The organism is Aeromicrobium sp., assembly GCF_014378035.1.
Classification (GTDB): Bacteria; Actinomycetota; Actinomycetes; order Propionibacteriales; family Nocardioidaceae; genus Aeromicrobium.
In genome coordinates, this window is sequence record NZ_JACMOM010000297.1 from 1 (window position 1) to 19,310 (window position 19,310).

Sequence of the window (19,310 nt, forward strand, 5' to 3'; positions counted from 1 at the left end):
CGATGGGCGCGCACGAAGCCCGTGTGGTGCGTGGCAGTGCCCCTGATCGGCGCACTGCTGAATGGGGGCCTCGCCTACGTCGGCGCCACCTTCTGGGGCTGGGGGCGCTGACCCATCCGCGCCAGTCCCGTCCGCGCCAGTCCCGTCCGCGCTGGCAGTGACACTGTTGCGGTTTGGGTCGGCGTGTCGGCTCAAGAGCGTCACTCCCAGCGCGGGCGGGGGTGGGTGAGCGCGGGGGTGGGTGAGGTCAGCTGTCGAAGGAGTGTTCCGCGGCAGGGAACGAGCCGTTGGCGACGTCATCGGCGTACGCCTTCGCAGCGTTGAGCATCAGACCGTGCAGGTCGGCGTAGCGCTTGACGAATCGCGGGGCCTTTCCGGTGCGCAAGCCCATCATGTCCTGCCAGACCAGCACCTGGGCGTCGCAGTCGATGCCAGCCCCGATGCCGATGGTGGGAATGCGCAGCGCCCTCGTCACCTCGGCGGCGACCGGCGCCGGAACCATCTCCATGACGATGGCGAACGCACCGGCCTCCTCGAATGCCTTCGCCTCGGTGAGGAGCTGCTCGGCTGCCTCACCGCGACCCTGTACGCGGTAGCCGCCCAGGTTGTGCTCGGCCTGCGGGGTGAAGCCGATGTGCGCCATCACGGGGATGCCCGCATCAGTGAGCAGCTTGACCTGGGGGACCATCGGCAGTCCGCCCTCAAGCTTGACGGCGTGCGCGTTGGCTTCCTTCATGAAGCGCACCGCGGTGTCGAACGCCTGCTGCGGCGAGCCCTGGTAGGACCCGAACGGGAGGTCGGCAACGATCAGTGCGCGAGTCGTCGAGCGGGTGACGGCCCGGACGAGCGGGATGAGCTCGTCGACGGTCACGGGCAACGACGTCTCGTTCGCGAAGACGTTGTTGGAGGCCGAGTCACCGACGAGCATGACGGGGATGCCGGCCTCGTCGAACGTCGCCGCGGCGTACTGGTCGTAGGCCGTGAGCATCGCCCACTTCTGCCCTGCCTCTTTCCACTGCATGAGGTGGTGCGTCCGCACCTTGCGCACGGTGGGTGAGGCGGTGGCCGGGCCGCCGCCGTAGGGCGCGGTCTCTTCTGGGCTCGTGTCGGTCATGGGTGATGCTCCTTCGGTCTCGCGGCACCTGGCGGAGTCCACGGATGCCTCCAGCGTGCCAGACTCCGGACGCCCGCGAGGCGTGAGAAGGGTTACAGCTTCTCGTGCCAGCGGTGCGTGATCGGCACCCGGCGGTCGCGGCCGAAGTTGCGTCGCGACACCCTCGGGCCCGGGGGATACTGCCGGCGCTTGTACTCGGCCCTGTCGACGAGCGTGATGACGCGCTCGACGAGAGCAGGGTCGAACCCTTCGGCGATGACATCGGCAGACCCGAGGTCGCGCTCGACGTAGGCGTCCAGCACCGCGTCAAGCAGGTCGTAGGGAGGCAGCGAGTCGGAGTCGAGCTGCCCGGGGCGCAGCTCGGCGGACGGCGCCTTGGTGATGGTCCCCTCGGGAATGGGTGGGGTCTCGCCCCGCACGGTCGCGGTGGCGTTGCGCCACCGGGCGAGCTCCCACACGAGGGTCTTGGGGACGTCCTTGATCGGTGCGTAGGCGCCGACTGCGTCGCCGTAGATCGTCGAGTAACCGGTCGCGAGCTCGGACTTGTTGCCGCACGCCAGGACGAGGTGCCCGTGCTGGTTGGACAAGCCCATCCAGATGACCGCGCGGACGCGAGCCTGCAGGTTCTCCTCCGCGAGGCCGTCGAGGTGCAGGGCCTCCTGGTAGGCGTCAAAGATCGGGGCGATCGCGATGGTGTCGAGCGAGAGGCCCGTGCGGCTGGCCTGCTCGGCTGCGTCCGATCGGGAGTGCTCGCTCGACCAGGCACTGGGGTTCGACACGCCGAAGACGTTCTCGGGACCGAGTGCATCGACGGCGATGGAGGCGACGAGGGTCGAGTCGATGCCGCCTGACATCCCCAGCAGCACCGAGGCGAAGCCATTCTTGTGGACGTAGTCGCGCAGCCCCGTGACGAGCGCGGTGTAGATCTCCTCGGCGCGCGGGAGTCGTTCGGCGTGAACGGCCGTCATTGGCTCGTAGGGTGCGATCGGCTCCGACGAGATGATGGTGCGCCTGATCGCGAGACCGCCGAAGCGCTCGTCGGGGTCGGGCATGGCGGGGGTCGCCGCGGGAAGCTCGAGATCGACGACGAGCAGCTCGGGCTCGAACTGGCCCGACCGGCCGAGGACCGTGCCGAACGGGTCGACCACGATCGAGTCGCCGTCGAACACCAGCTCGTCCTGGCCGCCGACCAGGTTGACGTAGGCCAGGACGCAGTCACCCTCGCGTGCGCGGCGCGCACAGAGATCGAGGCGGACGTCGTCCTTGTCGGCCTCGTAGGGGGAGCCGTTGGGCACGACGAGCAGCGCTGCATCGGCGGCCTTGGCCGCCGCGGAGGGTCCGTCGCGCCACAGGTCCTCGCAGATCGCGAGAGCCACGTCGATGCCGCCGACCTGCACGATGTTGATGGTGTCGCCGGGCACGAAGTTGCGGATCTCGTCACCGACGCCGTAGTTCCAGAGGTGGTGCTTGGCCTGACGGGCCACGATCTGCCCGCCGTGCATGACGGCCACCGAGTTGAGCGGGGCGTCCTTGGGAATGCCGAGACTCTCGGCCATGCCGTGAGCCTGGTCGAGGAAGCCGACGAAGGCGACGAGCTCGCCGCAGCCTTCGTCCTGCAACCGTGCGGCCAGCGCCTCGGCAGTGGCCTGCGACGCCTTGATGAGCGACGCACGCATGGCGAGGTCCTCGATGGGGTAGCCGGTCAGCATCATCTCGGGGAACACGATGAGGTGCACGCCCCGCTCGAACGCCTCCTTGCACCGGTCGACGACGAGGTCGGCATTGCCGGCGAGGTCGCCGACGGTGGCGTTGACCTGGGCGAGAGCGAGACGCAGCTGGGGCACGCCGCCAGCCTATCGCCGCCCCACGTCCTCGCTCCCGCTTCCAGAGGCGCGCTGGGCGCGAAACATTGCCGTAACACGTGCTCGTCACACTGGCAGCATGGGAAAACAGGAAGACTTTGTCCTTCGTGCGCTCGAGGAGCGTGACGTCCGATTCGTACGGCTGTGGTTCACCGACGTGCTGGGTTCCCTGAAGTCGGTGGCCATTGCCCCGGCGGAGCTCGACGGTGCGTTCTCCGAGGGCATCGGGTTCGACGGCTCGGCGATCGAGGGCTTCGCCCGGGTGCACGAGGCAGACATGCTCGCGATGCCCGATCCGGCGACGTTCCAGATCCTGCCGTGGCGCGGCGAGACCCCCGCGACCGCCCGGATGTTCTGCGACATCCTGATGCCCGACGGCACTCCGTCGTACGCCGATCCGCGCCACGTGCTCAAGCGCACGCTGCAGAAGGCCGCTGAAGCCGGGTTCACGTTCTACACGCACCCCGAGATCGAGTTCTACCTGTTCAAGGGCAAGCCCGACAAGGGCGACTGGCCGGTCCCTGTCGACGACAGCGGCTACTTCGACCACACCGCTCAGGGCGGCGGGCAGGACTTCCGTCGGGAGGTCATCACGATGCTGGAGAACATGGGCATCTCGGTCGAGTTCAGCCATCACGAGGGTGGGCCGGGTCAGCAGGAGATCGACCTGCGCTACGCCGACGCGCTCTCGACGGCCGACAACATCATGACGTTCCGCACGGTCGTCCGCGAGGTCGCACTGGGCCAGGACAAGTGGGCATCGTTCATGCCGAAGCCGTTCACCGATCACCCCGGCTCGGGCATGCACACCCATGTATCGCTGTTCGAGGGCGACGAGAACGCGTTCTACGAAGCCGGCGCGGAGTACCAGCTGTCGCAGACGGGTCGGGCCTTCATCGCCGGCGTCCTGCACCACACGCCCGAGATCACGGCCGTCACCAACCAGTGGGTCAACTCCTACAAGCGCCTCGCGGGCGGGGGAGAGGCTCCCAACTACCTGTGCTGGGGCCACAACAACCGCTCGGCCCTCATCCGCGTGCCGATGTACAAGCCGCACAAGGGACAGTCGGCGCGCGTCGAGCACCGCGCCATCGATGCCGCCTGCAACCCCTACCTCGCCTTCGCGTTGGTGCTGGCAGCCGGCCTCAAGGGCATCGTGGAGAAGTATGAGCTGCCGCCCGAGGCCGAGGACAACGTCTGGTCGCTGACGGAGAACGAGCGCAAAGCCATGGGCATCGCGCCGCTGCCACGCAACCTCGACGAGGCCATCCGCACCATGGAGACCAGCGAGCTCGTCGCGGAGACCCTCGGCGAGCACGTGTTCGACTTCTTCCTGCGCAACAAGCGCGCAGAGTGGCAGGACTACCGATCGCAGGTCACGCAGTTCGAGATCGACCGCCTCATGCCGATGGTCTGACCCCGGGGGAGTGGTGGCTCGAGCACCGTTTCTTCGGCGTCGCCGCGCAGATTCAGTGCCTGACAGGCCATATCTTGGGGAGGGGTGGGTCGAGTAGCCTTCACGGGTGACAACTGTTGCGCGTGAGCCCGCCCAGACGTTGGCGCGCAAGGGTTTTCGCAACGGTGACGGAGCGGCGGCCGATCTTGGCAGGCTCGGTGACGTCCCCGACTCGCTGGTCGACCAGATCGCCGGGGTCGCCAGCCCTGACACGGCGCTGACGTCGCTCACGGCCATCGGCCAGCGGCTCGGCGGCCCTGCGCTGCTCTCGCTGCTGAAGTCCGACGACGACCTGCGGCAGCGGCTGCTCGTGGTCCTCGGCACCAGCGGGGCGCTCGGTGACTTCCTCGTGCGTCACCCCGAGCACGTCTCCGACCTCGCGTCGGACGAGCTGAGCACCACGCCCATCAGCCTCGAGAAGCGCCGCAGGCAGATGGAGGAGGCGACGACGGCCGACGAGCTTCGCATCGGTTACTACCGCAAGCTTCTGCACATCGCCGCCCGTGACCTGACCGCGTTGACGAGCTTCGAGCAGTCGTCGGCCGAGCTGTCCGACCTCGCGCTCGCGACCCTTGGAGCAGCTCTCAAGATCGCCCGCGGCCAGGAGGACGACCCGGCGCTCTGCCGCTTCTCGATCATGGCGATGGGCAAGACCGGTGGTCACGAGCTCAACTACCTCAGTGACGTCGACGTCATCTTCGTCTACGACTGCCCGCCCGGTGGTGACGACCAGGCCGCCAACAACGCCGCGACACGTATTGCCTCCGCCGTCATGAAGCTGTGCAGGGAGCACACCGGCGAGGGCACGATCTGGGAGGTCGATGCCAACCTGCGGCCCGAGGGCAAGGCCGGCCCCCTGGTGCGGTCGCTCGCGAGTCATGTCGCGTACTACGAACGGTGGGCCACGACCTGGGAGTTCCAGGCGCTGCTCAAGGCTCGCTTCGCGGCCGGCGACGAGTCACTCGGGCAGGCCTACCTCGATGCGCTCTCGCCGATGATCTGGTCGGCGAGCACCCGCGACAATTTCGTCACCGATGTGCGCGCGATGCGTCGCCGGGTGATCGACAACATCCCACCCGGGCATCGTGACCGACAGCTCAAGCTCGGCTCCGGAGGCTTGCGCGACGTCGAGTTCGCCGTCCAGCTGCTGCAGCTCGTGCACGGTCGCGCCGACGAGTCGTTGCGCAGCCCCACCACGCTCGCGGCGCTGCGGGCGTTGATCGAGGGCGGCTACGTCGGACGTCGTGATGGTGCCGCGATGGAAGAGGCTTACGAGTTCCTGCGCACCCTCGAGCACCGCATCCAGCTCTACCGACTCCGCCGAAGCCACATCGTGCCGGACGATCCGGAGGACCTGCGGCGCATCGGGCGCAGCATGGGTTTTCGGCACAATCCTGTCGAGAGCCTGACACGGGAGTGGCAGGCGCACCGGCGCATCGTCCGGCGGCTGCACGAGAAGCTGTTCTTCCAGCCCCTGCTCGAGGCGGTCGCGTCGTTGCCGAGCGCCGGGCTGCGACTCACCCCGCTGGCGGCGGAGCAACGGCTCACCGCTCTGGGTTTCATCGACCCGCGCGGGGCCCTGACACACATCCAGGCGCTGACGTCGGGGCTGTCGCGTCGTGCTTCCATCCAGAAGTCGCTGCTGCCGGCGATGTTGGCCTGGTTCGCTGAGTCGCCTGACCCCGACGGCGGCCTGCTTGCGTTCCGCAAGATCTCCGAGGGCCTCGGTGAGACCCACTGGTACCTGCGCAAGCTGCGCGACGAGGGCGCCGGCGCCGAGCAGCTCGCGCACGTGCTGTCGTCCAGCCGGTACGTCGCCGATCTCATCCTGCGCGCACCCGACTCCGTCGCGCTCCTCGGCGACGACGCCGAGCTCGTCCCGCGCGAGCGAGACCGTCTCCGCAGTGAGGTCGATCTCGCTGCCGGACGTCATGACGACCCGCAGAACGCCATTCGGGCGGTGCGCCGGGTGCGACGACGCGAGCTGTCCCGCGTCGGCATCGCCGACGTGCTCGGCCGGCTCGACATCCTCGAGGTGGGCGAAGCGCTCACTGACATCTCCACGGCGACACTCGACGGTGCACTCAAGGTGGCAACTGCCGCGGTACGGGCCGAGCGTGGCGGCATGCCGATGCGCATGGCGATCGTGCTGATGGGCCGTCTCGGTGGGGGAGAGGCCGGTTACGGCTCTGACGCTGACGTGATGTTCGTGCACGAGCCCGTCGCTGGAGCGGATGAGACCGAGGCGGCGCAGGCGGCGATGGCCGTCGCCCAGGGGCTGCGCAGGATGTTGTCCGCCCCGTCCGTCGACCCGCCGCTCGAGGTCGACGCCGAGCTGAGGCCTGAAGGTCGGAGCGGGGCGCTGGTGCGCACGTTCTCGGCCTACAGGGGCTACTACGAAAAGTGGTCGGCGGTCTGGGAGGCGCAGGCGCTTCTACGGGCAAGCCCGGCAGTCGGAGACGCCGACATCTGCGAGCGGTTCACGGCCTTGATCGACCCACTCCGCTGGCCCGAAGGTGGAGCGACCGCAGCCGAGGTGCGCGAGATCCGTCGCATCAAGGCGCGCATCGACTCCGAACGGCTGCCGCGCGGTGCCAACCCCAACATGCACCTCAAGCTGGGTCGTGGAGGCCTTGCCGACGTCGAGTGGACGGTGCAGCTGCTGCAGATGCAGCACGCCTTCGCGGTGCCCGAGCTGCGTACGACCCGGACCCTCGACGCACTGCATGCTGCCGCGAGGGCCGAGCTGATCGATGCTGACGACGCCCACGCGCTCGAATCGGCCTGGCGCCTCGTCAGCCGCATCCGCAACGCGGTGGTGCTGATGCGTGGCAAGCCGGCCGAGTCGATGGTCGAGCAGGCCACCGAGCGCGCCGGCGTCGCACACCTTCTCGGCTACGGGATGGATCAGAGCGAGCGCATGGTGGACGACTACCTGCGTACCACCCGCCAGGCACGCAAGGTCGTGGAGCGCATCTTCTACGAGTAAGCCCCCCCAATCCGCCCCACCCCGCCGAGTCCCGTCCCGTCCCCGCTGAGTGTGACGTTTCTGCTGCAGAACTGCCGAAAGTGCAGCAGAAACGTCACACTCAGCGGGGAGGTGAGTCCCCAGTAGCGGGAGGGGAGCGGGAGGGTCAGCCGGTCTTGCGGTGGGCGAGCAGGTTGTCGCGCTCGTTGATGTTGAGCCCGCCCCACACGCCGTAGGGCTCACGTACCGTCAGTGCGTGGTTGAGGCACTCTTGGACGACGGGGCACACGGCGCAGAGCGCCTTGGCCTTGGCCTCGCGGGCGCGACGTCGGGGTCCGCGCTCGGCGTCCGGTGAGAAGAAGGTCTCGGGGTCCACCTCACGGCAAGCTCCGTCGTACTGCCACTCGTAGATGTCCTGCAGGGGCATGGGGAGACGAGAGATGCTGGCCATGATTCAACGCCCCGTCTCGTTGGTGCGGGACATCTGGATCTGGTGAACGTCGATGTAGCCCGTCTTGAAACCCGCCTCGCAGTACGCGAGGTAGAACTCCCACATGCGGCGGAAGGTCTCATCGAAGCCCTGGGCGTTGATGGTTGACCAGTTGCCGTTGAAGTTGTCGCGCCACTCGCGCAGCGTCCGCGCATAGTCCTGGCCGAGTGATCGACGGTTGGTCACGGCCAGCGTCGTGTGTTCGGCGAGGGTGTCGTCGACAGCCTGCAGGGAGGGGATGAGCCCGCCGGGGAAGATGTACTTCTGGATCCAGCCGTACGAGTTGCGGGTCGCGAGGTAGCGGTGGTGCTCCATCGTGATGGCCTGGATCGACACGTGGCCGCCGGGAGCGAGCAGCTTGTCTATCGTCGCGAAGTAGGTCGGCCAGTACTCCTCGCCGACAGCCTCGATCATCTCGACGCTGACAATGGCGTCGTACTCGCCGCGGACCTCGCGGTAGTCGACGAGCTGCAGGTCGACGTCGACGCCAGCCTCGGCGAACTTCTCCTCCGCAAGCGCGGCCTGCTCTTTGGAGATCGTGATGGTGGTGACCTTGGCGCCACGCTTGGCAGCACGGATGGCGAGTGCGCCCCACCCGCTACCGATCTCGAGGACACGGGTGCCCTCGCCGACGTGGGCGTCATCGAGGATCGCATCGATCTTGCGCAGCTGTGCCGACTCCAGGTCCTGGTTGTCGTCCTCGAACCACGCGGCCGAGTAGCTCATGGTCGGGTCGAGGAACTGGGTGAAGAGGTCGTTGGACAGGTCGTAGTGCGCCTCGATGTTCTGGCGCGACCCGTCCAGCGAGTTGCGCTGGTGGTGCGGCAGCTTTGTGTCGACGAAGCCACGGAAGCGCTGGAGCGGCTCCGGCACGATCGACGTGAGGCGCTCGGCGAACGGCGTCAGCAGATCGGCCAGGTCGGTGCCGTGACCGGCAGTCCAGTCGCCGGCCATGTAGGCCTCACCGAACCCGATCTTGGTGTCAGCGCCGAGTCGGGCGAAGAACGCCTTGGGACGGACCAGGCGCATCTCGGGTGAGTCGGGTCCGCCGGCTCCCCACGTGGTGCCGTTGGCGAAGGTGAGACGCACGGGTACGCGGTTGACGGTGGGCTTCAGGATCGCCTTGGCGACCCGCGCCTTCGTCGGGGTGCGGGGAGCGTGCGCGATGCCGGACCATCGGGTGGTGGCGATCTGCGTCATTGCGTGCCTTCCTGGGGTTCATGAGCCGGACGGGGGATGACCGGCAGTTTGCGGATCCAGAGCCATACGCCCTGTATTCGGATCAGCACGCTGGTGCGATGGGTCATGAGCGGCATTTTGATGAGGAGTTTCCCCAGTCGGCCCGATGTGGCTGCTCGCGGAGTACCCCGGAACGTCGCGCTGAACACCGCTTCGCCACCCTGTCGGAGGATCACGGTCGACGAGACGGCGTCGGGCGTGAGCTTGAACTGCAGGTCGTACTTGCCCTCGACGGTGAAGAACGGCGACACGTAGAACGCCTTGTCGACGCTCTGTCGCCCGTCGTCGTCGGTCTGCAGGAGGTAGGCGTGCCGCTCGCCGTACGTGTTGTGCACCTCCGCCACGATGCACGTCAGCGACTCGTCGGGGGCGATGGCCCAGAACACGCTGAGCGGGTCGAAGGTGTGGCCGAGCACGCGGGCGTTGGCGAGCATCAGCAGGCGGTGCCCGCTGATGTCGACGCCCTGTGCATTGCAGAAGCGTTCGATGTTGGCGTGGATGGTGTCGGTCGGGTCGCCGATGTGGTCGGCGGCGCTGAATGTCGAGAACGGGCGCAGCAACCGGGGCATCGTCGGGAGGTTGTCGACGTCGACGAGCCACTGGTAGACGCGGTTCGTGAAGCGGTGCTTCAAGGGCGTGCGGCGGGTGTGGGCCACCGTCCCCTCGACCAGCGCGGGCAGCGCGGGCAGTGTCGGCGTCACCATGGCGTGCTCACCACGGTGAGCCGAGTGCGGCGGCGGCCTCGACACCGGATCGGCAGCCGTCCTCATGGAATCCCCAGCCGTGATAAGCACCGGCGAAGACCGTGCGGTCGGTGAACAACCCTGCGAGCTCGCCTTGCGCCGCGACCGACTCGGGGGTGTACATCGGATGGGTGTAGTCCATCGTGGCGACGACCTTCGTCGGGTCGATGCGCTCAGACGCGTTGAGCGTGACCAGGAATGGCTCAGCGCTCTCGATGCCCTGCAGCCTGTTCATCCAGTAGGTCACGGCGGTGCGGTCGCTGCGCTGGGCGCAGTCGTCCATCCGGTAGTTCCACGCCGACTGCGCAGCCGGGGCGTCAGGCAGCTGGGAGTGGTCGCGGTGCAGCAACGTCTCGTTGTGCGAGTAGCCGAATGCTCCCAGCACGCGCCGCTCGTCGTCGCTCGGGTCGGTCAACAGTGCGAGAGCGTCGTCGGCGTGGGTCGCGATGACGACGGCGTCGGCGTGGTGAGCGATGCCGGCGGGGTCGATCAGCTCGACGCCGTCAGGCTTGCGGGTGATCGACCGGATGCCGGTCGACACACGCACGTCGCCGATCGCAGCGGTGACCTTGTCGATGTAGCTGTGCGACCCACCCGTCACGGTGTACCACTGCGGCGAGCCCTTGATGGACAGGAAGCCGTGGTGTTTGAGGAACTCGAAGAGGTAGCGCGCGGGATATTCCAGAGCCATTTCGTGCCCGGATGACCACACGCACGAGACGACCGGGATCGCGTAGTGCGAGATGAAGTACTCGGAGAAGCCGTGGATGCGCAGGAAATCGCCGTAGGTCTGAGGCTCCGTCGGGGACTCCTCGCTGTCGAGCAACGCCATGGCGAGCCGCCCGAACTTCTTGACCCCCACCAGCATCGCGAGGTAGCGGGGGTCGACGAGGCGCCGCTTCTGGGCGAAGATGCCCTTGCCGCCACGGCCTCCGGCGTACTCGAGGCCGCAGCCGTCGCAGTGGATGCTCATCGACATCTCGGTCGCATGGACGTCGACGTCGAGCTCGGCGAAGAGCCGGCGCAGGTACGGATAGGTGCGGTCGTTGTGCACGATGAAGCCACTGTCGACCCGGTGGGTGGCGTCCTCGTCCTCAACCGTGTGGGTGTGCGCGTGGCCACCAAAACGATCATCGGACTCGAAGACGGTGACGTCCCAGGTCTTGCGAAGGATGTAGGCGGCGGTGAGGCCCGAGACGCCCGAACCGATGACGGCGACATGTCGTTTGCCAGCGCTGTTGCTCATACCCGTGGTTCGTCGCTACTCGACGACCGGATTGGTGCCACCTGCATCCTGACCTGCACGTTTGCTGGCTTCGGTGATCTCGAAGAGCTCGGTCCCGAATGCTCCGACCTCGGTCGTGATCTTGCGTGCGGTCTCGAACAGGATGGCCACGACATGACCCGCACTGGCTATCGCTGCCTCGGCCGACTGCTGGACGACGTCCTTGGCGATCTCGCGCCGGCTGAGTGCCATCGGGTCCCTCTCGATCTCAGGCCACTATGAGGACAAGTGTGGCGCACCAGCCTCGTCCGTGTACACCTTCTCCATGGCCAGCGCGGCGGCCTCACGCTTGGCGCGACGACGTGCCTTGGACTCGGGGCTGTTGCCGATCTTGTACGGGTCTTCGGGCTTGGCTCCGTAGACCGTGAGCTGGCGGGCGACGCTGAGCATCTGCTTGGAGAGGCGGCCGGTGTTGTACTGCAGGCCGTACTGCTCGACCAGACGGTGGACGTCGACGGCGACCTCCGGATAGCGACGAGCCGGGATGTCGGGGAACAGGTGGTGCTCGATCTGGTAGCTCAGGTTGCCGGTCAGCACGTGGAAGGGCTTGCTGCCACTGATGTTCGCCGAACCCAGGATCTGACGGAGGTACCACTGGCCGCGCGACTCGTTCTGCGCGTCCTCCTCGGCGAAGGTCTTCACCTCGGCGGGGAAGTGTCCGCAGAAGATGATCGAGAACGTCCAGATGTTGCGGATGATGTTGGCTGCCACGTTGGCACCGAGGATCGCGAGCGGCGCCGACCAGCCGACGAACGGCACGAGGGCGAGACCGAGCGCGGGGTAGGCGATGTAGTCCTTGAAGACCTGCTTGCGGATCTTTTGGCCTGCGCGCTTCTTGCGGGCCTGGAAGTCGGTCTTGCTGATCTTGCCCTGCAGGTACTGGTCGAGCTCGACGCCGTGATACATCACGCCCCACTCGAAGACCATCATCAGCACGAACGCGAGGGGCAGGTTGAAGCGGTGGGTGCCGTACCAGGGCTGGTCGCCATCGATGCGCAGCAAGTTGTAGCCGATGTCGCGATCCATGCCGTGGATGTTGGTGTAGGTGTGGTGCAGGAAGTTGTGGCCACGCTTCCAGTCCTGGGCATTGGCCATGTTGTCCCACTCGTAGCGCTTGCCGTCGACGATCGGATCGTTCATCCAGTCGTACTGGCCGTGCATGACGTTGTGGCCGATCTCCATGTTGTCGAGGATCTTGGAGAGGCCGAGCAGCAGCACACCCGCGACGAGCGCCCAGATGGAGAAGACGCCGGCGAAGATCGTGATGCGACCCAGCACCTCGGCGGTTTGCTGCACCCGGATGACGCGGCGGATGTAGTTGGCGTCGGCCTGGCCGAGGTCGTCGAGCACCCGCTGGCGCACGGCGTCGAGCTCGTCGCCGAATTCCTCGAGCTGCTCATAGGTGAGCAGGTCGAGGCCGATCGTGGCGCGCTGGTCGGGGTCGGTGCCGACCAGGGGCTTCGGGGCCTCGTTGTGGTTCGAGGCGCTGAGCGGCTCGATGGGTGCGTGTTTGTGAGACATGTGGCTCCTCGTGAATTCGCGGGCTATAGGGCGACGGTGACATCGCCGACGGGGACATGGACGCAGATCTTGATGGTCTCGTCAGTGTTGGCCTTGACCTCGCCACTGACGACGTGGCGGACGGCGCCGCCGAGCTTCTTGACCGCGCAGGTGTTGCAGACACCCATGCGGCAGCCGAAGGCCGGCGTGAGTCCGGCGGCCTCGGCCTGTTCGAGGATCGTGGCGCCGGAGTTCTCGGTCGTGGTGCCGGCAAGGTCGAACTCGAGCGTGCCGGCGGCGTCGGTGTTGGTGAGGTCGACGCTGGGGACCTTGAAGTACTCCATGCGCAGCTGGTCGCTGGCGCCGAGGTCGGCGTAGGTGTCGCGGACCGTGGCGATCAGACCCGCCGGGCCACACGCGTAGGTGAGCGTGTCGACCGGGTCGATGCCGAGGTGCTTGAGGTGGTCGATGGTGAACCGGCCGGTCAGCTCGGCGCCCGGGACCGATTCGCGCGTGTAGACCCGCACGATCTCGATGCCTGATGCGTCGGCCAGCCGGTCCAGCTCGGTGGTGAACATCTCGTCGTCGAAGGTGCGGGCGTAGTGCAAGAAGGTGATGCGGCCGCTGTGGCCGCCACTGACCTTGGCCTGGTCGCGCAGGGTGCGGACCATCGACATCACCGGGGTGATGCCCGAACCGCCACTGACCAGCAGCACGTGGTCGGGAACGTGCGCCGGAAGGACGAACTCGCCCTCGGCCTGGGACAGGAAGATGGTGGTGCCGGGGGTCATCTGACGGTGCAGGAACTGCGACACGTAGCCGTCGGGGTGGGCCTTGACCGACACGCTGAACGTGCGGCGGGCGCGACCCGTGCGGGTGGCGGCGCTGCTGGAGACGGAGAAGACGCGCACCCGGCGGGTGCCGTCGACCTCGACGCCGAACTGCACGTGCTGGCCGGGCCGGAAGCCCTTCCAGGCGCCGTTGGCGCGGATCACGACGGTGCTCGCGTCACCGGTCTCGCGGCGTACCTCGACGACCGTGCCGCGCACCGCGCTGGCCGTGGCCATCGGGTGGATGCGCTCCAGGTAGTGGTCGACGTGGTGGGGAGAGGTCAGGGCAGCGACCGGCTTCGAGGCCAGCGCTGAGCGGACGATACCCATGAGGACCTCTCAGGATTGAGTGAACGTGCGTACACTCAGATCATGTCGTGCCTGCGGTCGGTGTGCAAGTCGGCACGCCCGTGACATCCACCACGACGCCGACTTCGGCCGGACCGGTGGGGCTACAGGCGTTCACCGAGAACTCGACCCTAGGCTCGACCGTAGGATGGGGCCATGACCGAGCTGGTGGGTGACTCGCGGCAGGCGCAGAAGGAGCGCACCCGCCAGGCGATCATGGATGCTGCGCTCGACCTCGGCCAGCAGCACGGATTTGCGCAGGTCAGCCTGCGTCAGGTGGCCCGGCACGCGGGTGTCGTGCCCACGGCTTTCTACCGGCACTTCGATTCGATGGATGAGCTGGGCCTGGCCCTGGTCGAGCAGTCGTTCTCGACGCTGCGTCGCATGATCCGGGAGGCGCAGCGCGATCCCCAGATGTTCGAGAACATCATCGACGCCGCGGCCGAGGTGCTGGTCGAGTCGGTCAAGACCTCCAAGCCGCACTTCGCCTTCGTGTCCCGCGAGCGCGTGAGTGGCTCGTCGATCGTGCGTCGGGCCATCCGCCACGAGCTGGACCTGTTCGTCAGCGAGCTGGCCGTCGTGCTGGCCCGCCTGCCCAACATCGAGAACTGGTCGACCGAGGACGTGCAGATGGTCTCGCGGCTGTTCGTGCGCAACATGGTGTCGAACGCCGAGGAGGTGGTCGAGATGCCCGACCGCCGTCCGGACCTCGAGGAACACATCAAGGAAGGCGCCCGCCGCCAGATGCGCCTGATCGTCCTCGGCTTCCGTGAGTGGGAGTCCTGACCGTGATCGATTCCCAGGAGAACCCCGAAAGCTGACACCTCACCCCTGGTGCAACAAGGGTGAGATGTTGGGAATCGGGGTTCTCCTGGGAATCAGGTGATGCCGATGTCGCCAGCGAGGCGAAGGGCGACCTGGTCGAAGTAGGCGTCGTGGTCGCTGATCGAGCCGACCAGGTGACCCCACAGCTCGAAGGAGATGACGCCGAAGAGCCCGGACCACGCCATCAGGGTGCGGCCGATCACCTCGGGGTCGGGCACCGGGACGGTCGCCCCGGTCGCGTCGGCGATCGAGTCGACAGCGCCCTGCACCTCGGCGCCGAACGTCGCGGCGGCCTGAGGGAGAGTCGGGTCCGCCGAGACCACGATCTGCACCAGGCGCACGATGACCCGCGTGGCCGGGACGACGGTGTCCTGAGGGGCCGCGTAGCCGGTCACCGGCGTGCCGTACAGCAGTGCGTACTCGTGCCGGTGGCCCAGCGCCCAGGCGCGGGTGGCCCGGCACACCGCCATCCAGCGGTCTCGTGGCGCACCACCGGGGTCGGCCGCTTCGGTCGCGGAGCCCAGCTCGTCGTACGCCTCGACCAGCAGGGCCGTCAGCAGGTCGACGCGACTGGGGAAGGAGCGGTACACCGCCGACGAGGCCATGCCGACGTCGCGGGCCACCGAGCGGAGGGACAGCTCGCCCGGCCCGACCTCGGCCAGGCGTGCGCGGGCCGCCGTGATGATCTCGCCGGTGATCTCCTCGCGGGCGCGTTGGCGGGCCGTCTTCGAAGCGTTGTCCATGACACCACTGTGACGCGGTCCGAGATCATCCGCAACAAACAAGAGCATCGCTCTTGCCTTGAGTGCACGGAGATGCTCTACTGAAAACGAGAGCGGTGCTCTCTGGAATCTGGAGGTAGAACCATGACCGATCGTCACCTCGTCATCGGCGCCGGGCCCGTCGGCCGACACGTCGCTCGGCTGCTCGCCGACCGCGGCTCCGACGTGGTCGTCGCGACGCGGTCAGGCACCGACACCGGCATCGCCGGCGCGCGGCACGTGAAGCTCGACGCCTCGGACTCCGGCGCCCTGAGTGCGGCGGCCGAGGGTGTCGCCGTGCTGTACAACTGCGCCAATCCGGGCGACTACACGAGCTGGGACACGTTCTGGCCGCCCCTGGCGGCGGCGTTCCTCACTGCGGCCGAACGCTCGGGAGCCGTGTACGCCATCACCGGCAACCTGTATCCGTACGGTCCCGTCGACGGTCCCATGATCGAGTCGATGCCCGATGCCGCGACGGACCACAAGGGCGTGCTGCGTGCAGGTATGTGGGCCGAGGCGAAGGCGCTGCACGACGCGGGCCGGATCCGTGTCGTCGAGGTTCGTGGCTCCGACTATGTCGGTACCGGCGTGGGAGGCAACGGCCACATCTCGCGCCAGGTGCCCGGCGCGCTGCGGGGCAGGCGGGCGTGGATGATCGGCCGCACCGACCTGCCGCACACCTTCACCGACGTGCTGGACACCGCCCGGCTGCTGATCGCCGCGGCCGAGGACGAGGTGGCGCACGGCCGCACCTGGCACGTGCCGAGCAATCCTGCGGTCTCGCAGGCCGAGGCCCTCACCGCCGTGCTCGCCAGCGTCGGCAAGCCTCCCGTGAAGATGTCGGCGATCCCGATGCCGGTCTTCCGCGCCATGGCCCGCGTCGTGCCGATGATGCGAGAGCTGAACGAGCTGTCGTACCAGTGGACGAAGCCGTACGTGCTCGACGACTCCGCCGCCCGGGCCCACTTCGCCATGGAGCCGACACCGTGGGACGAAGTGTGCCGCCGCACTGCGGTCGACTAATACTCAGTGGTTCTGCACGGTCTGGTTCTGCACGGTCTGGTTCTGCATGGTCTGGGCGACCCCCATCAGCGAGAGCAGCTGACGCTCGACCCGCCACCCGAGCGCCTCGTACAGGGCGCGGCCGTCGGCCGATGCGGCGAGGATCCCGTGCGTGGCCCCCTCGGCGGCGGCCCGGGCACACATCGCCGTCATGGCGTGCCGACCGAGGCCGCGTCGACGGTATGCCGGCGTGGTCTCCACGGCGTCGAAGGTGACCCATCCGTCCTGGATACCCATCGTGCCTTCCACGGCGACGCGTGCGCTGTCATCGAGGCGATAGGTCGTGCGCGGGCCGTCGGTCTCGAAGGTGGCGGTCAGTCCGTCGGGTGCAGCCGGCACGGCCGCGGTCACGAGGGCGGTGGTCATCAAGGTCTCGTCGTCCCGGTCGACTCGCACGTCATCGGGCAGCGACAGGTCGCAATAGCCGGTCAGGTCGGTGCCGACGACGGTGAGCATCGCGTCGCCGATGCCGGCGACGTGGGGGAGCAGCGCCTCGAGCTCCCGCACACCCGGGTCGACGCAGATCAGCTCGGTGCGACGGGAGGAGGTGCCGACATGCACGAGCGGCCATCCGTCAACCAGGTCGGTCTCGCGTTCGCGCAGATGGACCCACGTCGAGATCCATCGCTCGGCGACAGGGTCGTTCACGTGCGCATCATCGCACCAGGGCTGGTCAGGCAGTGGTGGAGGAGCCCTCGGCCGCGACGTCGGCCGCGCGCTGCTCGTGGGCTGCGGTGGCGAGGCGATCGAGGGCGAGGGAGAAGATGTCATCGCCCAGCTCGTCCTCGAGCTGGTGCATGATGCCGGGGTCGCTCTCGAAGCTGGCCGACCACTCGACGTGGCACGTGGACTCGCGGTACTCGGTGACCGAGATGACCGCGAGGTGGTCCGTGATCGGGAACGGCGGCTCGGGCATCCGGTACGACAGGCTCATCGTCTCGTCGTCGCGCTCGACCACCGTGACCACCAGATCGGGATCGGTCTCCGGTCCTCCTGCGTAGATGTTCAGGCGCGGGTGCCAGCGATCGAAGTCCTGGATCAGTGACCAGACCTGGTCGGCGGGGGCGGCGACGAACATACGACGGGCGATGCGGGGCAAGCTGACTCCTCGATGCGGGTGATGCTCCCGCCCATCCAACCGTGTCCTGCCGCAGCCGACCCCATCGGTGCGGTGAGGCGTTCGTCACTGCGGTGTGAACGCATCGGTCATGCTGAACGAATGAGACCTCTGCGCGTGCCGCGCTACGGCGCCGGCGCCGTGATGTACGACCTGGTCTCCTTCGAATGGCCCGTCTACCGTGTCGGCCGGCTGCGCGCCATCGAACAGCTGCGGCTCGCCGAGGGCGACGTGGTGCTCGACATCGGCTGCGGCACCGGGCTCAACTTCGCGCCCTTGCGCGAACGCATCGCCAGCTCGGGGCACATCGTCGGCGTCGATGCGAGTGAATCGATGCTCGCTCAGGCGCGCCGCAAGATCGGCCCGGCGGGCGGGGTCACCCTCGTCCATGCCGACGCGGGCCGGCTGGACGAGCTCGTGGCCGACCTGACCTTCGACGCGGTGATCTGCACGTACGCGCTCTCGATCATCCCCGACTGGCGAGCCGCGTGGACGGCTGCGCGCGCTGCGACCCGTCCTGGCGGCCGGCTCGCCGTCGTCGATCTAGCGCTTCCCGCGGGAGCGGGTCGCCTGCTCGAGCCGGCGGCCCGCCTCGCGTGCTTCACCGGGGGAGTCGATCGCGATCGGCGTCCGTGGACCCTCGTCGAGGACGAGCTCGAGGACGTGGTCACCGAACGGCACAGGTCGGGGCACGTCGTGGTGTCGGCAGGAACCAACACCGCCACGACGGCTGGCCCCTGATGGATCGAGGACGAGCCGGGAATGATCCGGAGCGGTCAACGGGTTCCCCAGACGTGGAACGGACCCCGATCACCGACGCGGCACCCCGGTCGGCAGCATTCGCCGAGCAGGTGGAGCCCGAGATCGAGATCTTGCTGCGCGTTGCGCGGAGCCTCACCGGATCGTGGTCAGACGCCGAGGACCTCGTGCAGGACACCCTGCTCAGGGCCTATCAGGGTATCGACCGCTTCGACGGGGCACATCCGCGAGCCTGGCTGCTGACGATCATGCGGCGCGCCCACATCAACACCCACCGGCGCCGGCGTCCTGTCACGGCGGACCCCCACACCGACCTCGAGCACCGCACGCCCGCCTTCGGCCAGTCGGTCGCCGGCAGCCCCGAGGGCGTCGGGGTCGACCAGGTGATCGACGACGATCTCGAGGAGGCGCTCGCGGCGCTGGATCCCCGCTTCCGTTCGGTCGTCTGGTTGGTCGACGTCGAGCAGCTGTCGTACCAGGAGGCGGCCGACGTGATCGGCATCCCGATCGGGACCGTCATGTCCCGGCTCAGTCGCGCTCGCTCGCGCCTGCGCAAGCACCTCGCAGGTCCGCAGGCCACCAGGAGGAGAGCATGATCCATGCACTGCGCACGATGATCGAGTGCCACTGGTCCGCTCGGCGGATCCAGCGTCACCTCGACGCCGACCCCTCGGCTCCGCTGGCCGCAGCAGACGCGCAACGGCTGGAGGCCCACCTCGCGGTCTGTGATCGTTGCGATGCCGAGCTGAGCGGCGGTCGCGGTGTGAAGGCCGCCCTCGCGCGGTTCGGTGAGCGGCGCGGGGGACCCGACCCGGCGCGGGTCGCTCGGCTGCGCCTGCAGGCGCAGCGGCTGTCGCACGGTCAGGGTGACCGGTGATCACACCCGTCGACTGGGTCTCGGACCCGCTCCCGAAGAGGCACGGCCCCTGGGACCTGCTCGTGCTCGGC

General features: G+C 67.9%; 19 protein-coding genes. 7 read left to right on the top strand and 12 right to left on the bottom strand.

The genetic code is table 11. The features are described from left to right. Positions 1 to 247 precede the first annotated feature (247 nt). Positions 248 to 1,114: a 3-methyl-2-oxobutanoate hydroxymethyltransferase gene (panB, locus tag H7290_RS15620; protein ID WP_290514945.1), complete on the bottom strand. Its 867-nt coding sequence runs from the start codon at positions 1,112 to 1,114 to the stop codon at positions 248 to 250. A gap of 92 nt (positions 1,115 to 1,206) precedes the next feature. Beyond that, the gene (locus tag H7290_RS15625; protein WP_290514946.1) at positions 1,207 to 2,958 is read right to left on the bottom strand and encodes an NAD+ synthase; all 1,752 of its coding nucleotides are present in this window, start codon (positions 2,956 to 2,958) and stop codon (positions 1,207 to 1,209) included. Positions 2,959 to 3,055: 97 nt separating this feature from the next. Between H7290_RS15625 and glnA the strand changes: the two genes are divergently transcribed. Next, positions 3,056 to 4,393, top strand: coding sequence for a type I glutamate--ammonia ligase (gene glnA, locus H7290_RS15630; RefSeq protein WP_290514947.1), 1,338 nt, complete (start codon positions 3,056 to 3,058; stop codon positions 4,391 to 4,393). Between the two features lie 106 nt (positions 4,394 to 4,499). Then, on the top strand, positions 4,500 to 7,421 hold the full coding sequence (locus H7290_RS15635; protein ID WP_290514948.1) for a bifunctional [glutamine synthetase] adenylyltransferase/[glutamine synthetase]-adenylyl-L-tyrosine phosphorylase: 2,922 nt from the start codon (positions 4,500 to 4,502) through the stop codon (positions 7,419 to 7,421). Positions 7,422 to 7,566: 145 nt separating this feature from the next. Here the strand turns inward: H7290_RS15635 and H7290_RS15640 are convergent, their stop codons facing one another. From H7290_RS15640 to H7290_RS15670, 7 genes are read right to left on the bottom strand one after another with little or no spacing between them, the layout of a single operon-like run. Continuing rightward, complete coding sequence (locus tag H7290_RS15640; RefSeq protein WP_290514949.1) at positions 7,567 to 7,851, bottom strand: WhiB family transcriptional regulator; 285 nt, start codon at positions 7,849 to 7,851, stop codon at positions 7,567 to 7,569. Positions 7,852 to 7,854: 3 nt separating this feature from the next. Next, positions 7,855 to 9,090, bottom strand: a complete 1,236-nt coding sequence (locus tag H7290_RS15645; protein WP_290514950.1) for a cyclopropane-fatty-acyl-phospholipid synthase family protein — start codon at positions 9,088 to 9,090, stop codon at positions 7,855 to 7,857. Continuing rightward, a complete protein-coding gene (locus H7290_RS15650; RefSeq protein ID WP_290514951.1) occupies positions 9,087 to 9,833 on the bottom strand; it encodes a DUF1365 domain-containing protein in 747 nt (248 codons plus the stop codon). Before H7290_RS15650 ends, H7290_RS15645 begins: the two co-directional genes overlap by 4 nt. Positions 9,834 to 9,840: 7 nt before the next feature. Beyond that, a complete protein-coding gene (locus H7290_RS15655) occupies positions 9,841 to 11,118 on the bottom strand; it encodes an FAD-dependent oxidoreductase (RefSeq protein ID WP_290514952.1) in 1,278 nt (425 codons plus the stop codon). A gap of 15 nt (positions 11,119 to 11,133) precedes the next feature. Then, complete coding sequence (locus tag H7290_RS15660; protein ID WP_290514953.1) at positions 11,134 to 11,349, bottom strand: hypothetical protein; 216 nt, start codon at positions 11,347 to 11,349, stop codon at positions 11,134 to 11,136. 24 nt (positions 11,350 to 11,373) lie between these two features. Continuing rightward, complete coding sequence (locus tag H7290_RS15665; protein ID WP_290514954.1) at positions 11,374 to 12,678, bottom strand: acyl-CoA desaturase; 1,305 nt, start codon at positions 12,676 to 12,678, stop codon at positions 11,374 to 11,376. A 23-nt stretch (positions 12,679 to 12,701) separates the two neighbouring features. Continuing rightward, a complete protein-coding gene (locus H7290_RS15670) occupies positions 12,702 to 13,817 on the bottom strand; it encodes a ferredoxin reductase (protein ID WP_290514955.1) in 1,116 nt (371 codons plus the stop codon). A gap of 174 nt (positions 13,818 to 13,991) precedes the next feature. On the opposite strand from H7290_RS15670, the gene H7290_RS15675 reads away from it, so the two are divergent. After that, positions 13,992 to 14,621: a TetR family transcriptional regulator gene (locus tag H7290_RS15675; protein ID WP_290514956.1), complete on the top strand. Its 630-nt coding sequence runs from the start codon at positions 13,992 to 13,994 to the stop codon at positions 14,619 to 14,621. Between the two features lie 92 nt (positions 14,622 to 14,713). Here H7290_RS15675 and H7290_RS15680 read toward each other — a convergent pair whose 3' ends face one another. After that, entirely contained in the window at positions 14,714 to 15,403 is a 690-nt protein-coding gene (locus tag H7290_RS15680) for a TetR/AcrR family transcriptional regulator (RefSeq protein WP_290514957.1), read from the bottom strand. A 123-nt stretch (positions 15,404 to 15,526) separates the two neighbouring features. On the opposite strand from H7290_RS15680, the gene H7290_RS15685 reads away from it, so the two are divergent. Then, positions 15,527 to 16,447 carry an NAD-dependent epimerase/dehydratase family protein gene (locus H7290_RS15685; protein ID WP_290514958.1) on the top strand — a complete coding sequence of 307 codons (921 nt, stop codon included), beginning with the start codon at positions 15,527 to 15,529 and terminating at the stop codon, positions 16,445 to 16,447. A 3-nt stretch (positions 16,448 to 16,450) separates the two neighbouring features. Here H7290_RS15685 and H7290_RS15690 read toward each other — a convergent pair whose 3' ends face one another. Together H7290_RS15690 and H7290_RS15695 are read right to left on the bottom strand one after the other, a co-directional pair. Next, positions 16,451 to 17,134, bottom strand: coding sequence for a GNAT family N-acetyltransferase (locus tag H7290_RS15690; RefSeq protein ID WP_290514959.1), 684 nt, complete (start codon positions 17,132 to 17,134; stop codon positions 16,451 to 16,453). 25 nt (positions 17,135 to 17,159) lie between these two features. After that, entirely contained in the window at positions 17,160 to 17,585 is a 426-nt protein-coding gene (locus tag H7290_RS15695; RefSeq protein WP_290514960.1) for an SRPBCC family protein, read from the bottom strand. A 120-nt stretch (positions 17,586 to 17,705) separates the two neighbouring features. On the opposite strand from H7290_RS15695, the gene H7290_RS15700 reads away from it, so the two are divergent. The 3 genes from H7290_RS15700 to H7290_RS15710 are packed head-to-tail and all read left to right on the top strand — an operon-like array spanning position 17,706 to position 19,239. After that, positions 17,706 to 18,344, top strand: a complete 639-nt coding sequence (locus H7290_RS15700) for a methyltransferase domain-containing protein (RefSeq protein ID WP_290514961.1) — start codon at positions 17,706 to 17,708, stop codon at positions 18,342 to 18,344. Positions 18,345 to 18,397: 53 nt separating this feature from the next. Continuing rightward, positions 18,398 to 18,958: an RNA polymerase sigma factor gene (locus tag H7290_RS15705; RefSeq protein WP_290514962.1), complete on the top strand. Its 561-nt coding sequence runs from the start codon at positions 18,398 to 18,400 to the stop codon at positions 18,956 to 18,958. After that, complete coding sequence (locus H7290_RS15710; RefSeq protein ID WP_290514963.1) at positions 18,955 to 19,239, top strand: zf-HC2 domain-containing protein; 285 nt, start codon at positions 18,955 to 18,957, stop codon at positions 19,237 to 19,239. Before H7290_RS15705 ends, H7290_RS15710 begins: the two co-directional genes overlap by 4 nt. The last annotated feature ends 71 nt before the right edge of the window (positions 19,240 to 19,310 follow it).

Excerpts from the sequence above, each read along its gene's own strand:
- panB (WP_290514945.1), bottom strand. The coding sequence starts at position 1,114 with ATGACCGACACGAGCCCAGAAGAGACCGCGCCCTACGGCGGCGGCCCG.
- H7290_RS15660 (WP_290514953.1), bottom strand. The coding sequence starts at position 11,349 with ATGGCACTCAGCCGGCGCGAGATCGCCAAGGACGTCGTCCAGCAGTCG.
- H7290_RS15710 (WP_290514963.1), top strand. The coding sequence starts at position 18,955 with ATGATCCATGCACTGCGCACGATGATCGAGTGCCACTGGTCCGCTCGG.
- H7290_RS15655 (WP_290514952.1), bottom strand. The coding sequence starts at position 11,118 with ATGAGCAACAGCGCTGGCAAACGACATGTCGCCGTCATCGGTTCGGGC.
- H7290_RS15650 (WP_290514951.1), bottom strand. The coding sequence starts at position 9,833 with ATGGTGACGCCGACACTGCCCGCGCTGCCCGCGCTGGTCGAGGGGACG.
- H7290_RS15685 (WP_290514958.1), top strand. The coding sequence starts at position 15,527 with ATGACCGATCGTCACCTCGTCATCGGCGCCGGGCCCGTCGGCCGACAC.
- H7290_RS15680 (WP_290514957.1), bottom strand. The coding sequence starts at position 15,403 with ATGGACAACGCTTCGAAGACGGCCCGCCAACGCGCCCGCGAGGAGATC.
- H7290_RS15675 (WP_290514956.1), top strand. The coding sequence starts at position 13,992 with ATGACCGAGCTGGTGGGTGACTCGCGGCAGGCGCAGAAGGAGCGCACC.
- H7290_RS15665 (WP_290514954.1), bottom strand. The coding sequence starts at position 12,678 with ATGTCTCACAAACACGCACCCATCGAGCCGCTCAGCGCCTCGAACCAC.
- H7290_RS15700 (WP_290514961.1), top strand. The coding sequence starts at position 17,706 with ATGAGACCTCTGCGCGTGCCGCGCTACGGCGCCGGCGCCGTGATGTAC.
- glnA (WP_290514947.1), top strand. The coding sequence starts at position 3,056 with ATGGGAAAACAGGAAGACTTTGTCCTTCGTGCGCTCGAGGAGCGTGAC.
- H7290_RS15670 (WP_290514955.1), bottom strand. The coding sequence starts at position 13,817 with ATGGGTATCGTCCGCTCAGCGCTGGCCTCGAAGCCGGTCGCTGCCCTG.
- H7290_RS15645 (WP_290514950.1), bottom strand. The coding sequence starts at position 9,090 with ATGACGCAGATCGCCACCACCCGATGGTCCGGCATCGCGCACGCTCCC.
- H7290_RS15640 (WP_290514949.1), bottom strand. The coding sequence starts at position 7,851 with ATGGCCAGCATCTCTCGTCTCCCCATGCCCCTGCAGGACATCTACGAG.